At 67.9% G+C, this 16396-nt stretch carries 17 protein-coding genes; 5 read left to right on the top strand and 12 right to left on the bottom strand.

All coding sequences use genetic code 11. From position 1 onward, the window contains the following. Nucleotides 1–541 precede the first annotated feature (541 nt). Nucleotides 542–1795 (bottom strand): UDP-N-acetylglucosamine 1-carboxyvinyltransferase, encoded by a 1254-nt coding sequence (murA, locus tag HF999_RS09820; RefSeq protein ID WP_168545691.1) that lies wholly within the window; start codon nucleotides 1793–1795, stop codon nucleotides 542–544. Nucleotides 1796–1843: 48 nt separating this feature from the next. On the opposite strand from murA, the gene HF999_RS09815 reads away from it, so the two are divergent. Next, the gene (locus HF999_RS09815) at nucleotides 1844–2422 is read left to right on the top strand and encodes a cob(I)yrinic acid a,c-diamide adenosyltransferase (RefSeq protein WP_168545690.1); all 579 of its coding nucleotides are present in this window, start codon (nucleotides 1844–1846) and stop codon (nucleotides 2420–2422) included. Here the strand turns inward: HF999_RS09815 and HF999_RS09810 are convergent. From HF999_RS09810 to HF999_RS09760, 11 genes are all read right to left on the bottom strand, one after another. Further along, complete coding sequence (locus tag HF999_RS09810; RefSeq protein WP_168545689.1) at nucleotides 2413–2835, bottom strand: DUF2550 domain-containing protein; 423 nt, start codon at nucleotides 2833–2835, stop codon at nucleotides 2413–2415. The two genes, HF999_RS09815 and HF999_RS09810, sit on opposite strands and share 10 nt — an antisense overlap. A gap of 91 nt (nucleotides 2836–2926) precedes the next feature. Then, nucleotides 2927–3310, bottom strand: a complete 384-nt coding sequence (locus tag HF999_RS09805; RefSeq protein ID WP_168545688.1) for a F0F1 ATP synthase subunit epsilon — start codon at nucleotides 3308–3310, stop codon at nucleotides 2927–2929. 6 nt (nucleotides 3311–3316) lie between these two features. Then, entirely contained in the window at nucleotides 3317–4762 is a 1446-nt protein-coding gene (atpD, locus tag HF999_RS09800) for a F0F1 ATP synthase subunit beta (RefSeq protein WP_168545687.1), read from the bottom strand. Between the two features lie 19 nt (nucleotides 4763–4781). Further along, a complete protein-coding gene (locus tag HF999_RS09795) occupies nucleotides 4782–5699 on the bottom strand; it encodes a F0F1 ATP synthase subunit gamma (protein ID WP_168545686.1) in 918 nt (305 codons plus the stop codon). Continuing rightward, a complete protein-coding gene (gene atpA / locus HF999_RS09790; protein WP_168545685.1) occupies nucleotides 5692–7326 on the bottom strand; it encodes a F0F1 ATP synthase subunit alpha in 1635 nt (544 codons plus the stop codon). The genes HF999_RS09795 and atpA overlap by 8 nt, the downstream gene beginning before the upstream one ends. Nucleotides 7327–7372: 46 nt before the next feature. Beyond that, entirely contained in the window at nucleotides 7373–8719 is a 1347-nt protein-coding gene (locus HF999_RS09785) for a F0F1 ATP synthase subunit B/delta (RefSeq protein ID WP_168545684.1), read from the bottom strand. Continuing rightward, nucleotides 8720–9241 (bottom strand): F0F1 ATP synthase subunit B, encoded by a 522-nt coding sequence (locus HF999_RS09780; RefSeq protein ID WP_168545683.1) that lies wholly within the window; start codon nucleotides 9239–9241, stop codon nucleotides 8720–8722. Nucleotides 9242–9278: 37 nt separating this feature from the next. Continuing rightward, on the bottom strand, nucleotides 9279–9533 hold the full coding sequence (locus HF999_RS09775; protein WP_068575212.1) for a F0F1 ATP synthase subunit C: 255 nt from the start codon (nucleotides 9531–9533) through the stop codon (nucleotides 9279–9281). A 79-nt stretch (nucleotides 9534–9612) separates the two neighbouring features. Beyond that, nucleotides 9613–10359, bottom strand: coding sequence for a F0F1 ATP synthase subunit A (gene atpB, locus HF999_RS09770; RefSeq protein WP_168545682.1), 747 nt, complete (start codon nucleotides 10357–10359; stop codon nucleotides 9613–9615). Next, nucleotides 10356–10769 (bottom strand): ATP synthase subunit I, encoded by a 414-nt coding sequence (locus HF999_RS09765; protein WP_168545681.1) that lies wholly within the window; start codon nucleotides 10767–10769, stop codon nucleotides 10356–10358. Before HF999_RS09765 ends, atpB begins: the two co-directional genes overlap by 4 nt. 207 nt (nucleotides 10770–10976) lie before the next feature. Further along, a complete protein-coding gene (locus tag HF999_RS09760; RefSeq protein ID WP_168545680.1) occupies nucleotides 10977–12134 on the bottom strand; it encodes a glycosyltransferase family 4 protein in 1158 nt (385 codons plus the stop codon). A 325-nt stretch (nucleotides 12135–12459) separates the two neighbouring features. Here HF999_RS09760 and HF999_RS09755 point away from each other — a divergent pair, with 325 nt between their 5' ends. The 4 genes from HF999_RS09755 to HF999_RS09740 are packed head-to-tail and all read left to right on the top strand — an operon-like array spanning nucleotide 12460 to nucleotide 16395. Beyond that, nucleotides 12460–13317, top strand: coding sequence for an MlaE family ABC transporter permease (locus HF999_RS09755; protein WP_168545679.1), 858 nt, complete (start codon nucleotides 12460–12462; stop codon nucleotides 13315–13317). Nucleotides 13318–13320: 3 nt separating this feature from the next. Further along, on the top strand, nucleotides 13321–14184 hold the full coding sequence (locus HF999_RS09750) for an ABC transporter permease (protein ID WP_168545678.1): 864 nt from the start codon (nucleotides 13321–13323) through the stop codon (nucleotides 14182–14184). Nucleotides 14185–14187: 3 nt separating this feature from the next. Continuing rightward, entirely contained in the window at nucleotides 14188–15354 is a 1167-nt protein-coding gene (locus HF999_RS09745; protein WP_168545677.1) for an MlaD family protein, read from the top strand. 15 nt (nucleotides 15355–15369) lie between these two features. Then, nucleotides 15370–16395, top strand: coding sequence for an MCE family protein (locus HF999_RS09740; protein ID WP_168545676.1), 1026 nt, complete (start codon nucleotides 15370–15372; stop codon nucleotides 16393–16395). Nucleotide 16396 lies beyond the last annotated feature (1 nt).

Raw genomic sequence — 16396 nt, 5'->3', positions numbered from 1 at the left:
GCAGTCCATGCTACTCTCTCCAAACCAACCAGTCAAAAACCCTGGCCGGCCCGCTCGGAGCAACCGTTCAAGCTTAGCAGATCGGAAATCCGTGTGCAACTCGCTCTCGCGGGCCACCCTCGGAAGCACTTCGAACCGGTCAGTCCCACAGCTGAACCCTCTCGACCGCGCTGGGCGCCCGAAAGTGTCTTGCTTTCGTGGGGCTGGCTGCTCGGAGCAACCGTTCTAGCCTAGCAGGCCGGAATTTCGTTCGCAACTCGCTCTCGCGGGCCACGATTCGGCGTTCCGAACCGCTCACCACATGGAGAAACCACACGATCCCGCAGAGCGGAGTCGAGGAGAAGGCTTCTCTTCCGTGGTGGTCAGCGCGATGATCCTTGCGAATCTTCCCGGTTTCCGAACTTCCGGCGACACGTCGAGATCCAGATTCATTGGACTGCTGTGGGCCTTGCCGGGCGGCGCCTGGGCGCTGCTGACTCGATATAAGTTACACACGTCGAACTCCGAACACAAATCGGCAGGTGGTCCCACCGATCCGTGCTCACGAGACGCGTTCGATCCGGCCTCCGAGCGCCGTCACGTTGCCGACGAAGTTCGGGTAGCCGCGGTCGATGTGGAACACGTCGTGCACCTCGGTCACCCCGTCGGCACAGAGGCCGGCCAGGACCAGGCCCACGCCGGCGCGGATGTCGGTGGACCACACGGGCGCACTCGAGAGCTGCTCGACTCCCCGGATCACCGCGTGATGCCCGTCGGTCCGGGCGTCGGCGCCCAGGCGCACCATCTCCTCGACGAACCGGAACCGCGCCTCGAAGACGTTCTCCGTGATCATCGACGTGCCGTCCGCGACGCACGCCATGCCGATGGCCATCGGCTGCAGGTCCGTCGGGAACCCCGGGAAGGGCAGCGTCGCCACGTTCACGGCGCGCGGCCGCTCCGGCGACGCGATCCGGAACCCGTCCGCGCGTTCGGTCACCGTCGCCCCGGCGTCCTGCAGCTTCTGCAGGACGACCCCGAGCGTGTCGGGCGCGATGCCGTTGACGGTGATGTCCCCACGCGTCATCACGGCGGCGAAGCCCCACGTGGCCGCGACGATCCGGTCGCCGATCACGCGGTGCTCCGTGGGATGGAGCTTGTCCACCCCACGCACCATCAGCGTGTCGGTGCCGATCCCCTCGATGTCCGCGCCCATCTGGACGAGCATCGAGCACAGGTCGACGATCTCCGGCTCCCGCGCCACGTTGCTGATCACGGTCAGCCCCGTCGCCAGGACCGCGGCCATGAGGATGTTCTCGGTGGCGCCCACCGACGGGAACTCGAGCGTGATCTCCGCCCCGGTCAACGCATCCGCCTGCGCGACCACACAGCCGTGCTCGATCGAGCTGGTCGCACCGAGCGCGCGCAGCCCGGACTGATGCATGTCCAGCGGGCGCGAGCCGATCGCGTCTCCACCGGGGAGAGCCACCACCGCTCGGCGCTCGCGCGCCATCAACGGGCCGAGCACGCACACCGACGCGCGGAACTGCTTGACCGCGTCGAAGTCCGCACGGTGGTTCAGCACCGCGGGAGTCGTGATGCGCGCCGTGTCCCCCTGGAGCTCCACCTCGGCACCGAGACCCCGGAGCACGTCCGCCATCAGCGGCACGTCCAGGATCTCGGGGCAGTTCGTGAGCACCGAGGTGCCCTCGGCGAGCAACGTGGCCGCCATCAACTTCAGGACGCTGTTCTTCGCGCCCCCCACGGTGACCTCGCCCGTCAGCCGGGCCCCACCGTGCACCAGAAACTTCTCACCCACACGGGTCACCCTATGGCACAGCGCCGCCCCCTGTGACAGCCTGTGACCATGGCCGTCCACCTCACCCGCATCTACACCCGCACCGGCGACGACGGGACCACCGGACTCGGTGACTTCTCCCGCGTCCCCAAGTCCGATTCGCGCCTGCGCGCCTACGCCGACTGCGACGAGGCCAACGCGGCGCTGGGGCTGGCGGTCACCGTCGGGAATCCCGGACCGCGCCTGCGCGCCGTGCTGGTCCGGATCCAGAACGAACTCTTCGATGTGGGCGCCGACCTGTCGAACCCCATCGTCGCCGATCCGGAGTACCCGCCCCTGCGCGTGACCGGCGACTACATCGAGCGGCTCGAGGCGTGGTGCGACGAGTACAACGCCGACCTGCCCAAGCTCGACTCGTTCATCCTGCCGGGCGGCACTCCCCTGGCCGCGTACCTGCACGTCGCGCGGACCGTCGTCCGGCGGGCCGAGCGCGCGGCGTGGGACGCGGTCACCGAGCACGGCGAGTCCGTGTCGGCGCTGCCGGCCAAGTACCTCAACCGGCTCTCGGATCTGCTGTTCATCCTCTCCCGGGTCGCGAACCCGGGCGGCGACGTGCTGTGGGTGCCGGGCGGCGAACGTCAGGACTGACGACGCGGGCTGGGCCTGGACTCGAGCCAGGACTGGAACGCGGTCAGCCCGTCCCGCGCGAAGGCGAGCTCGGTCTCCCCGTCGGGCGTGACCGCATGCACGATCACCATGTCGGGATCGATCACGTCCAGCTCGGTGCCGCGCGGCGCGCGGCGCCCGACGATCTCGGTGCCGCTGCGCGGCAGCGTCCAGCTGGGGCCGAGCCGCACGCTCGACAGGCGGTAGTACCGCAGCTCGTGATCGTCGTACCGCAGCGTCCCGTGCCGCCAGCCGTGCTCGTCCTCAGCGGGCAAGTACCGCAGGATGATCGGGACGCCGGCGACGCGCAGGCTGTACAGGCGCAGCACCACGAGGGCACCGACCAGGAGCAGGACGAGGACCGCCACGGTCACGCCGAACACCAGGCCGGCCATCGCGCCCGCCCTCACCCGTCTCGTGTGCGAATAGCAGAAAGCCGGTGGCCCGTTTCACCGGGCCACCGGCTTTCACGCTGCTGCTTCCAGCCTACTTGTTCGCGAGGAACTCGATCGCACGCAGTTGCCCCTGCGCGACCGCCTGCTCGTCCGAACCCTCGGCGGCACTCTCGAGTGCGCGCCGGACATCGGACTCGACCAGCGACGAGGCCCACTCGGCCCCGTCCGCCAGTACCGTCACCTTCTCGCCGGTCACCGAGAGGAACCCACCGCGGATGGCCGCGGAGAGTCGCTCGCCGCTCACCGTGTCGATGGCGACGGCGCCACCGGAGATGAGCTGGCCGAACAGCGGCTCGTGGTGCGCCAGGACACCCAGCTCACCCTCCGTGGTCTGGGCGATGACGAAGGTCGCATCGCCCGACCACAGCCGCTCCTCGACGGAGACGACCTCTACCTGAAACGCCGTGTCAGCCACTCGAGACTACTTCCCGGCGATCTTCTTCGCGGCCGCCTCGACGTCGTCGAGACCACCGCAGGAGTTGAACGCCTGCTCGGGCAGGTGATCGAACTCGCCCTTGCACACGCGGTCGAAGGCCTCGATGGTGTCGGCCAGCGGCACGACGGAGCCCTTCTCGCCCGTGAACTTCTCGGCGACGATGAAGTTCTGGCCGAGGAACTTCTGGAGACGGCGAGCGCGCTGCACCGTGACCTTGTCCTCCTCGGAGAGCTCGTCCATACCGAGGATGGCGATGATGTCCTGCAGCTCCTTGTACTTCTGCAGGATGCGCTTGACCTCGTTGGCGACGCGGAAGTGCTCGTCGCCCACGATCGAGGCCTCGAGGATGCGCGAGGTCGAGGTCAGCGGGTCCACGGCGGGGTAGATACCCAGCTGCGAGATCGGACGCGAGAGCTCGGTGGTCGCATCGAGGTGCGCGAAGGTGGTGGCCGGCGCCGGGTCGGTGTAGTCGTCGGCGGGCACGTAGATGGCCTGCAGCGAGGTGATCGACCGGCCCTTGGTCGAGGTGATGCGCTCCTGGAGCTCGCCCATCTCGTCGGCCAGGGTGGGCTGGTAGCCCACGGCGGAGGGCATACGACCCAGCAGGGTCGAGACCTCGGAGCCCGCCTGCGTGAAGCGGAAGATGTTGTCGATGAACAGCAGCACGTCCTGGTGCTGGACATCGCGGAAGTACTCGGCCATGGTCAGGGCCGAGAGGGCGACGCGCATACGCGTGCCCGGCGGCTCGTCCATCTGGCCGAACACCAAGGCGGTGTCCTGCAGCACGCCCATCTCCTCCATCTCGAGGTGGAGGTCCGTGCCCTCACGGGTGCGCTCGCCGACGCCCGCGAACACCGAGGTGCCCGAGAACTCGCGAGCGATACGGGTGATCATCTCCTGGATGAGCACGGTCTTGCCGACGCCGGCACCACCGAACAGGCCGATCTTGCCGCCCTTGACGTACGGGGTCAGCAGGTCGATGACCTTGATGCCCGTCTCCAGGATCTCGGTCTTGCCCTCGAGCTGATCGAAGGCCGGGGGCTTGCGGTGGATGCCCCACTGCTCGCCGTCGCGGCCGAGTCCGGGGGTGTCCAGGCAGTCGCCGAGAGCGTTGAACACGTGGCCCTTGACGACATCGCCGACGGGGACGCGGATCGGGAAGCCCGAGTCGGTCACGCCGGTGCCGCGGACGAGGCCGTCGGTGGGCTGCATCGAGATGGCGCGCACCAGGTTGTCACCGAGGTGCTGCGCGACCTCGAGGGTCAGCGTCTTGGCCACGGACGGGAGGGTGATCTCCGCGTGCAGGGCGTTGAACAGGTCGGGAACGGCGCCGCGCGGGAACTCGATGTCGACGACGGGGCCGATGACCCGCGTCACGCGACCGGTGGCCGCAGCGGTGCCCGCCGACGCGGGCTGGGTTGCTGTAGTCATTACTTCTACTTTCCCGTTTCTAGTTCGCGAGGGCGCCGGCGCCACCGACGATTTCGCTGATTTCCTGGGTGATCTGTGCCTGGCGCAGCTGGTTCGCCTCGCGGGAGAGCGAGACGGCCAGCTCGTTGGCGTTATCGGTGGCCGCCTTCATGGCCGTACGACGCGCCGCGTTCTCCGACGCGGCCGAGTCGAGCAGAGCCGCGAAGACGCGGGTGGCGACGTACCGCGGGAGCAGGGCCGACAGCAGGGTGTCCGCGCCCGGCTCGAAGGTGAAGTTGCGGTCCGGCGTGTCCGACGGTGCCTCGTCCGTCTCCTCGACCACGAGCGGCGCCATGCGGCGCACCTCGGGGTTCTGGGAGAGCATCGAGACGAACCGGGTGTAGACGATGTGCAGCTCGTCCACGCCGTGCGTCTCGGCACCGTCGACGGTCACGTACTCCTGCGAGCCGGCCTCGAACAGCTTGACCAGAGTCTCGGTCGCCGCGGCGGCGTCCGAGTGGTGCGGCTGCTGGGAGAACCCGGTCCACGAGCCCGCGACGTCCTGGCCGCGGAAGCGGAAGTAGTCCACGCCCTTCTGGCCCATGACGTAGAGGACGGGCTCCTTGCCCTCGCTCTTGAGCAGCTGGATCAGCTCACGGGTCTCGCGCAGCACGTTGGAGTTGTAGCCACCGCACATGCCGCGGTCCGAGGACACGACGAGGATCGCCGCGCGCTTCGGATTCTCGCGCTCGGTGAGCAGCGGATGGTCCAGTGAACCCGACTTGCCCGCGAGCTCGGAGAGCACGGAGGTCATCTCCTCCGCGTACGGCTTGGCGGCCGCGACCCGGGCCTGCGCCTTGGAGATCCGCGAGGTCGCGATCAGTTCCTGCGCCTTCGTGATCTTCTTGGTCGAGTTGACAGACCGGATCCGCGAGCGCAGCTCTCGGATACTAGCCATTGCGCTTGACCTTGATCGTCTCCTGCTCCACGTCCTCGGCGGGCAGCGCGCCGGCCTCGGCCTCGTTGACGACCCGCGAGCCGTCGGAGGCCAGGAAGCTCTCCTTGAAGCGGTTGGTCTCCGCGACGAGGGCAGCGGCCTGGTCCTTCTCGAGGACCTTGCCGCCGGCGATCGACTCGTAGACACCGGCCGCCGCGTGGTGCAGGTGGCTGAGCAGCTCACCGTCGAAGCGGCGTACGTCCTCAACGGGCACCGAGTCGTAGTGACCCTCGCCGCAGAGGTAGATCGAGACGATCTCGTCCTCGACCGACGACGGGCTGTACTGGTCCTGCTTGAGCAGCTCGACCCAGCGGGCGCCGCGCGCCAGCTGTGCCTTCGAGGCGTCGTCGAGGTCCGAGGCGAAGGCCGAGAAGGCCTCCAGCTCACGGAACTGCGCGAGCTCCAGACGCAGCGAGCCCGAGACCTTCTTGAGGCCCTTGGTCTGCGCCGCACCACCGACGCGGGACACCGAGGTGCCGACGTTGATCGCGGGGCGGACGCCCTTGTTGAACAGGTCGGACTCGAGGAAGACCTGGCCGTCGGTGATCGAGATGACGTTGGTCGGGATGAAGGCCGAGACGTCGTTGGCCTTGGTCTCGATGATCGGCAGCGCGGTCATCGAGCCGCCGCCGAGCGCGTCGGACAGCTTGGCCGAGCGCTCCAGCAGGCGGGAGTGCAGGTAGAAGACGTCGCCGGGGTACGCCTCGCGGCCCGGCGGGCGACGCAGCAGCAGCGAGATGGCGCGGTAGGCCTCGGCCTGCTTCGACAGGTCGTCGAACACGATGAGAACGTGCTTGCCCTGGTACATCCAGTGCTGGCCGATGGCCGAGCCGGTGTAGGGGGCGAGCCACTTGAAGCCGGCCGAGTCGGACGCGGGAGCCGCGACGATGGTGGTGTACTCCATGGCACCGGCCTCGTCGAGCGCGGACTTCACGCCGGCGATCGTCGAGCCCTTCTGGCCGATGGCGACGTAGATGCAGCGGACCTGCTTGGTCGGATCGCCCGACTCCCAGTTCGCCTTCTGGTTGAGGATGGTGTCGACGCAGACCGCGGTCTTACCGGTCTTGCGGTCACCGATGACCAGCTGACGCTGGCCGCGGCCGATGGCGGTCATGGCGTCGATGGCCTTGATGCCGGTGGCGAGCGACTCCTCGACGGGCTGGCGCTCGAGCACCGTCGCGGCCTGCAGCTCGAGGACGCGCTGCTCCTCGGCCTCGATGTCGCCCAGGCCGTCGATCGGGTGGCCGAGCGGGTTCACGACGCGGCCGAGGAACTTGTCGCCGACGGGCACGGACAGCACGTCGCCGGTGCGGCGGACCTGCTGGCCCTCCTGGAGCTCCTCGTAGTTACCGAGGATGACGGCGCCGATCTCGTCCTCGTCGAGGTTCAGGGCCACGCCGAGCACCCCACCGGGGAACTCGAGGAGCTCGTTCGCCATCGCGCCGGGCAGGCCCGTGACGTGGGCGATGCCGTCGGCGGTATCGGAGACGGTGCCGATCTCCTCGCGGGAGGCGTCGGCCTCGAACGTCGAGACGTACTGTTCGATCGCGCCCTTGACGTCGTCGGTTGAGATCGTCAACTCAGCCATGAGTTCTCGTTTCCCTCTGTGTGGTTCGGTGGAAGTTTGGGTGTGATTAGCGGGGCAGCTGGTCTGCGGCCCGGTCGAGGCGGGAGGCGATGTCACCGTCGATGACCTCGTTGCCGACGGTGATGCGCAGTCCGCCCAGGAGCTCGGGCGCGACCTCGGTCTGCACCGCGATCTTGCGCTGGTAGATACGGGCCAGCAGGTCCGCGGTGCGGGTCTGCTGCGCGTCCGTCAGGGCGACGGCCGACTCGACGATCGCCACCGACTCGCCGCGCCGGGCGGCGGCCAGATCGGCGATCGAGGCGACGCCCGCGTCCACGCGGCCGCTGCGGATGAGGCGCACCGTCTGGCGGAGCAGAGCGGCGGTGAAGTCGTTCACCTTGCCCCCGAAGACCTTGTCCAGCAGCGCGACTCGGCCGGCGGCCGGGACGCGCGTGTCGGAGAGCATCGCGGTGAGCTTCGGCTCGGCCTCGAGGATCCGACCGGCGCGGAACAGCTCGTCCTCGGTCTCGTCGAGCTTGCCGGCGCGCTCAGCGCCGAGCAGGATCGCGACGCGGGCCTGCCGCTCGACCGCGGTCGCGAAGTCCGCCGGGGCCGACCACTTGCTCGCGGCCGCATCCTGGACGAAGGCCACGGCCTCGTCGGAGATCTTGCCGCCGAACAGGTTCCCGACCAGGGCACGCTTGCTCTCCGGCGCGTCCGAGGACTCGGCCAGGTGCTTGCGCAGGGTGGGCTGCTCGTTGATGACCTCGACGACGTTCGCGAGGTCCTCGGCCGTGCGGGCCAGCACCGCGTCGTCGACCGACGCGGTGCGCTGGTCGAAACCGGCGGACAGGGCCCGGATCGAGTCGCGGCTCGAGGCGCGCATCGAGCGCGATCCGATCCGGTCGACCTCGGTGATCCGCGCCGCGTCCGCGCCCTGCGACATCTGCTCGAGCTCATCGAGCGAGCGGTCGACGGACGCGCTCTGGTTGGCCGGGTCGGCCAGGTGGCCGCGCACCAGCTTCGCCGCGGCGTCGACCGCCTCGGTGCCGAGCCCGGTCCGGAGTCCGCGGATCAGGTTGCTGCGGTTGAGCGCCGTCTGCCCTGCGCCGTGCTCGCCGATGCGCGCGACCTCGCGCTCGGTCTGCGAGCGCAGCTCGTCGCGGATGGCATCCGCGTCGCCACGGGCCTCGTCGCGGATGCGGCTGCCTTCGCGGGCCGCGTCCTCACGCGCCCGCTCCCCCGCCGCGCCGGCCTCGGCGAGCTTCGTGCGCGCGGCCGCGGAGGCCTCGAGCTCGAGGCGCACCGTCTCCTGGCGCTGCTGCATCGCCTTGCGGACGACGGGGACGACCCACTTCCACAGGATGAACAGGACCAGGAGGAAGCCGACGAACTGTCCGATAAAGATGTCCATTTAGTTCTTCACCACCGAGTCGCGGTTGATCTGGTCGAGTTCAGCCTTGAGCTTCGGGTCCTGCGTCACGTCGAAGCCCAGCACCCGGCTGGCGAGTGTGGCCGACAGCGGCGCGAGATCGCCTCGCGCCGCTGCGGCCGAGGCTTCGCCTGCGCCGCGCAGCTGCTCGGTCTCCTGCCGAGTGAGAGCCTCCGCGTCGGCGGTCGCTCGCTGCTTCTGCTCCTCCATCGCGGCGCGACCGGCTGCCCGGGCGTCGTCGCGAATGGAACCGGCCTCGGCACGCGCGGTGCGGACACCGTCGTTGTACTCCGACTCGGCGTCGGAGAACCCCTTGGCGGCGCCCCGCTGGTCCTTGACCGTCTGATCGATCATGGCCTCGCGCTCGTCCAGCACCTTGGTGATGGACGGAACGACGAAGAACCAGATGATCCCGAGCACCACCAAGAAGATGATGAGCTCGACGAAAAAGGTGCCGTTGGGGACGAGGAAGTTACTCTGCTTTTCAGCCTCAGCGAGCTGCATGACGTCAGTTCCCGTTTCTAGCGAGGGCGGTCAGGGTTTAGGACGCGCCCGGGGTCGCGAACACGAACAGAGCCATGAACGCGAGGTTGATGAAGTACGCGGCCTCGACCAGGCCGACGGTGATGAAGAACGGGGTGAAGAGGCGACCCTGCGCCTCGGGCTGGCGGGCGATGCCCGCGATCAGCTGAGCACCGGCCAGGCCGTCGCCGACACCGGCGCCGATGGCGCCGCCACCCATGATCAGGCCGCCGCCGATGAGCGCACCCTGAACGATCTGCGGATCTGCTGCCATTGTTACTTTCCCTTTCGTTTCTGGTAGTACGCCTACCAGGGTCTGTGGTCGCGTCGGCCGGGGCGGCCGGGCGAGGTTTCTAGTGCTCTTCCGTCTCCATGGCCTGCGAGAAGTACAGGATGGTCAGGAGCGAGAAGATGAAGGCCTGGATCAGACCGACGAACAGGTCGAAGGACTTCCAGATCGCGTTCGGCAGCCACATGATGTACGCCGGGAAGAGCGCGATGAGCGCCACCATGACGGTGCCCGCGAACAGGTTGCCGAAAAGACGGAGGGTGAGCGAGACCGGCTTCGCGATCTCCTCGATGATGTTGATCGGGGCGAGGCCGATGGCGTGACCCTTGACCAGCGCCACCGGATGGCCGATGATGCCGCGCTTCTTGACGCCGGCGGCGTGGATCCAGACGAACACCACGGCCACGAGCGCGAGCACGAAGTTGATGTCCGAGGCGGCGGGGGCGAAGAGCTCACCCGAGCCCTCCCCCTTGCCGTACTGCACCGGCAGCACCGCGAGCCAGTTGGCGACGAGGATGTAGACGAACAGCGTGACCGCGAGCGGCAGCACGAAGGGCGCGACGCGCATGCCGATCGACGACTCGATCTGCTGGCGCATCTGGATCGTGATCGTCTCCCAGAACAGCTGCACGCCCGACGGCACACCGGTCGAGGTGACCTTGGCCTTGAGCACGAACGCGAGAGCGATCACGACGAGCGCGGCGATGACCGTGGACAGAATGGTGTCCGTGTTGAAGGTCATCCCGAGCCACTCGGCCTGGCGGTGATGTCCGGGCGAGATGGCGCCCTCGGCGAGGAGATTCGTGCTCATGACTGCTGACGTAGTCCTTTCAGAACAGGGATCACGGTGTTGAGGACGAGCACGATCTGTCCGACCGCGAGTCCGAAGATCACGCCCAGCCCGGAGGGCCGGAAGAAGTAGGCGATCGCGAGCGCGATCACCGAGACCACGGCGAGCCTGACCACCGAGTTCACGGCGACGGGAGCCTTGCGCGGCTCGTCCTCAGCGGTCGCGTTCGCGACCTTGATGACGATCAGCTTGGCGTTGAGCAGGGCCAGCAGACCGCCCAGGAAGAACCACGCGGCGAACCAGACCTGGCCGAAGGACGCGGCGATTCCGGCGACGACGACGGCGATGCCCGCAAGGATCACGAACGGGTTGGTGAAGGTCACAACGCCTCGAGCGGCGGCACCATCGACCTCAGGGGCTGGCGTCGTCAAGGCCCCTCCTCAGGGTCGGGGTCGCACCTGCGATGGATTCGCGGCGACCGGGCGGCGTCTGCCGAATCCGTACTGTGGGTCACATCACGGACTCTTTGTGATTAGCTGAGACTCTACCAAGAAGTAGGGACGCCCCCCACATCGGGGCTGCGCCTGTATCCCGCCTATCAACTACACACGATAGTACAACAGGACGGGCGTTATGCGTTATCGGGTTCGATTGTTCGACGACGCATGTGACCTCGTTCTTTCGGAGTAGCGCTCCCGCAGCCGCGGCAGGATCCGCGGCACCACGGTGAACACGAGCGCGCACAGCAGGCCCGCTCCGAACAGCGGAGCGATCAACGCCGGCCGCAGCATCGTCGAGGCCGCGGCACTCAGGCCCAGCACACCGACCCACAGGTAGATGACCACGACCACGCGCCGCTGGCTGTGGCCCAGACCCAGCAGGCGGTGATGCAGATGCATCTTGTCGGCGGTGAAGGGATGGACCCCGGCGCGAGTACGCCGGACCACCGCGAGCAACAGGTCCAGCATCGGCACGAACATCACCGCGACGGCGAGCAGCAGCGGGAGCAGGAGCGCGAAGATGTCCGTGCTGCCGTACGCGTTCTGCGAGATCCGGCCCGACGCGGAGGTCGACGCCGCCGCCAGCGTCAGGCCGAGCAGCATCGACCCCGAATCCCCCATGAAGATGCGGGCCGGCTGGAAGTTGTGCGGCAGGAAGCCGACGCAGGCACCGAACAGCGCCGCGGAGATGAGGGCCGGCGGGTACGACGGCGCATCGCCGCCCGAGTCGAACATCAGCCCCACGGAGAAGATGAGGATGGCGAGCGCCGCCAGCGCCGCCACGCCGGCCAGCAGACCGTCGAGCCCGTCGATGAAGTTCATGGCGTTGACCGTCGCCACCGCGACCACCACGGTCAGGAGGCCGGCCTGCAGCTGGTCCAGGACCACCGTCGTATTGATCCCCGGAACGTAGACGACGTTCCAGGCCACCCCCAGCACGACCAGGAGCGCCGCGGCGAAGATCTGGCCCACGAGCTTGGTCAGCGCGTCGACGCCCCACCGGTCGTCGATGATGCCGACCACCACGATCACCGCTCCGGCGACCAGGACCGCGACCGCATCCTTGGAGTAGGCGAAGCCCCGGGTCAGGGCCGGCAGCTGGGCCGCCAGGAAGATCCCGGCCAGCATCCCCGTGTAGATGCCGAGCCCGCCGAGGCGGGGGGTGGGGACGACGTGGACATCGCGGGCGCGGGGCACCGCCACGGCACCGAACCGGGTGGCCACCACCCTGACCAGGGATGTGGCGAAGAATGTGACAACTGCAGCTGTCAGCCCCACTACCAGCAATTCTCGCATCGGGACTCCGGCAGACCCGGCCCCGATGACCGCCCCGCCCGACGCCTCGATGTGCACCCGTGCGAATCTACTCGCACCCCCGTCGCGCGCCGGTCCCCCCGGCTCGGCGTTGCGAATCCGTCTCAGCGGAATATGTTCTGACCTGAGCCGATGGACGATCACCCTCGTTCCGTCGAAATGTTACTGACGAGTCGCTCACCCTGCGGTCGCGAAGCAGGCCAATGACGCACATCCCTCGTCGGACCGTTATAGTGTCCTCGGTCATACACCTGAGAACGCAGTATGTGGGTCACAGTGTGGCCACAGTCGAGAGGAGACGTTCGCGGTGACGGAATCCGTTGTGCAGGGCGCTGGACGCGCCAAGCGGCCTTCGTATTGGTCGATCATCAGCAAGAACTTCTCCGGGACCGTGGTGGATTCCTTCCGCACCATCGGCCGGAGCGTGCGGATGCTCATCATGTCGCTGGTCGCCCTCGTCACCGACACGGTGCGCGGCCGGCTCCAGTGGAAGGAAGCGCTGAACCAGATCTGGTACATGGTCGGCGTCACCACGTTCCCCGGCATCCTGATCGCCATCCCGTTCGGTGTGGTCATCTCGATCCAGATCGGCAACATCATCGCCCAGCTCGGCGCGGACTCGCTGTCCGGCGCCGCGGGCGGTCTCGCCGTCATCTCCCAGGGCGCCCCCATCGCCACGGGCCTGCTGCTGGCCGGCGCCGGCGCCTCGGCCATCGCGGCCGACCTCGGCGCCCGCACCATCCGCGAGGAGACGGACGCCATGCGCGTCATGGGCATCAACCCGCTCAACCGTCTCGTCGTGCCCCGTCTGCTCGCAGCCTGGATCGTCGCGCCGCTGCTGAACATCCTCGTCATCGCCGTCGGCACCGTGGCCGGTTACCTCGTGGCCGTCGGCGGCCAGGGCGTCACGCCCGGCGCCTACTGGCTCTCCTTCGGTTCGTTCGCGCACCCGATCGACGTGTGGATCTCGCTGTTCAAGTCGCTCATCTTCGGCACGGTGATCGCGATCATCGGCTGCCAGCGCGGCCTCGAGGCCCGTGGCGGCTCGCGCGGCGTCGCCGACGCGGTGAACGCCACCGTGGTCCTCTCGTTCGTCGTCATCTTCGCGCTGAACCTGCTCATCACGCAGGTCACCACGATGTTCTTCCCGATGCAGGTGGGCTGACACATGGCAACCGTTTACCGCCCACGGGGCACACGCTGGTTCTTCAACCTCTTCGGCACCTCCGGTTCCGCGTGGGGCGTCTTCGACACGATCGGGCACGTCGTCTCGTTCGTCGCCGAGGTCATCCGGACCATCCCGCACGCGCTCAAGCACTACCGCTCGCAGATCATGGTGATCCTCACCGACATCACCTGGGGCCGTGGCGCTCTCGTGGTCGGCGGCGGTACCGCTCCAGTCCTCGCCGTGCTCGGCATCACCGTCGGCGGCATCGTGGCCGTGCAGGGCTTCGCCATCCTCAACATGCTCGGCATGGGCCCGCTCACCGCCGTCGTCGCCAGCTTCGCGAACACCCGCGAGTTCGCCCCGATGCTCGCCGGCGTCGGCTTCGCCGCGCAGGCCGGCTGCCGCATGACGGCCGAGATCGGCGCGATGCGGATCAACGAGGAGATCGACGCGCTCGAGTCCCTCGGCCTGCGGTCCGTCTCCTTCGTCGTGACGACCCGCGTGATCGCCGGCCTCATCGCCGTGGTCCCGGTGTACCTGATCACGCTGATCCTGTCCTGGGCGTCCTGCGCCTGGGTGGTCAAGTCCGTGTACGGCATGCCATCGGGCACCTACGACCACTACTTCAGTCAGTTCGTGAGCGCGTCCGATGTCATCTACTCCGTGATCAAGGTGGCGGTCTTCCTCACCGCGGTCATCATCATCCACTGCTATCAGGGCTTCTTCGCCTCCGGCGGCCCGGAGGGCGTGGGGACGGCGTCGGGTCGGGCGATCCGCGCGAGTCTCGTCGCCGTCGTCGTCCTCAACCTCGTCATGACCGTCGTGCTGTGGGGCTTCACCTCCCCGGTCTACTTCAAGGGGTAACCAATGGGAGTCGTATCCGTACCAGGAATGTCGATCGAACGCTCGGTGCTGCGGCGCCGGGGCGTGATCGCCGTGGCACTGATCCTCGCGATCCTGCTCGTCGGCTGGCTCGTCAAGGCCCTGTGGCCGAAGGACGAGTTCTCCTTCACCCTCCGCTCCCCCGCCGTGGCGGCGGGCATCAAAAACGGTGCCCCCGTGCGGATCCAGGGCATCAAGGTGGGTGAGGTGACCGGCATCTCCGCGCTGGGCAACGGCCAGCAGGGCGTCAAGGTCACGATGAAGTCGGCCGACGGCGAGTCGCTGACCAACAACCTCGAGGCCGCGTACTCCGCGGGCAACCTGTTCGGCGTCTCCGAGGTCATCCTGACCCCGCACGACGGCGGCGGGGCGCTCAAGGACGGCGCCCAGATCTCGCCGACGAAGCCGATCACCGACAACACCGTGTCGAACATGATCATGACGATCGGCGACGTCAACAGCGACGCGTTGCGTCCGCACATGAGCCAGATCCTGCTCAACTTCGACGCCTCGTCGAAGGCCATGCTGCCGCTGTTCACCGCACTCGGCAGCGTCGCGCAGGCGGTCCAGGACACGCAGAAGCTGTCCACCGCGCAGACCCTCCCGCTGATCACGCAGTCGATCCAGAACGCCGACGCCGCCACCGCGGCGCTGATCCCCGGCATCAAGACGCTCTACGACTACGCGCCGTTGCACGACAAGGGCTGGGTCAACCGCGGCCAGGCGACGATGAGCGCGATCACGGACGAGAAGAACAGCCTCACGGCCGCGCTGCAGAAGATCCTGGATCCGAAGGCGATCGAGGGCCTCAAGACCGGCTCCCCGATGCTGGTGAGCCTGATGCAGCCGCTGCTGGCCGCCTTCCCGAACGGAAGCGCCACGGGCGTCGGCATCCAGCTGGGCCAGCTCATGGACAACGTGCGCAAGGCCATGCCGAACACCCCCAACGGCCCGGTGCTGAACCTGCGTCTGTCGGTCGACTTCCCCGCCATCGGCGCGATGCTGCCGCCGGCACCGACCTTCCAGTACATCCCGCCGAAGCCGGGCGACAAGCCGACCGAGACGAAGCCTGCCACGCCGAGCCAGGGCGCACCGTCGTCCGCGAAGCCGAGCAGTTCGACGAGCACCCCGACCCCGAAGCCTGGGAGCTGAGCCACCATGAAGTCAATGAAGGCGACCTCGATCAAGATCGTGGCCTTCGCCGCAGTGATGATCGTCCTGTTGCTGTTGGTGATGCAGGCGCTCACCCGGCCGCCGGGCGGTGACCTGAGCACCTACCACGCCAAGTTCAAGGACGTGTCCGGGCTGAAGGTCGGCGACGACGTCCGCATGCTCGGCGTGCAGGTCGGCAAGGTCAAGGACATCGCGGTCGAGCAGTCCAGCGACCACCGGATCTCCAACGCGGCCGTCACCTTCTCGCTGCAGAACGATCGCAAGTTCCGCGCCGACGACACCCTGGCGATCCGGTACCAGAACCTCACCGGTTCGCGGTTCCTCGAGCTCCAGCCGAACCCGAAGAGCACGGCCGCGCAGGTCAAGCCGGGCGCCACGATCGAGGAGAAGTACACGCAGTCCTCGTTCGACATCACCACGGTGTTCGTCGGACTCAAGCCGGTGCTCTCCACGCTGAACGCCGACGACATCAACCACCTGACCCAGTCGGTGCTCAGTGTCATCCAGGGCAACGGTCAGGGCCTCGGCCCGCTGCTCGACTCGCTGGACAAGCTGATGACGGTGTCCAACGACCGGCAGAAGGTGCTCACGCAGCTGATCACCAACCTGGGCTCGGTGTCGCAGTCCATCGGCGGGGCCTCCCCCGGCCTGACCAAGGTGCTGCAGCAGCTCGACCTGTTCGCCCGCACCCTGGCGAGCAATGTCGACTCGATGCGCGACTGGTCCGACAACACGTCGGGCGTGATCACCCGCACCAACGCGCTCCTCGCGGCGCTCGGACTCACCCGCGGTGACAACCCGCCGCTGGACGCGATCGTCGCGAACGCGATGCCGCTCGCCGAGCAGGCGGTCAACGCACTGGCCACCCTCCCCGGCATCGTCCAGCTGCTCAACGAGGGCACGAAGCCGCAGGCCGGGAGTGCCGTCAACCTGACGTGCACCAACGGTCAGGCCAAGCTGCCCGGCATGATGAACCTCTTCGTCGCAGGCCAGAAGGTGACGGTATGCAATCCAAAGTGAG

Source organism: Tsukamurella spumae, assembly GCF_012396015.1.
Taxonomy (GTDB): domain Bacteria; phylum Actinomycetota; class Actinomycetes; order Mycobacteriales; family Mycobacteriaceae; genus Tsukamurella; species Tsukamurella spumae.
The sequence above is the reverse complement of the archived record's forward strand: the minus strand, read 5'-3'. Positions and strand labels throughout refer to the sequence as shown.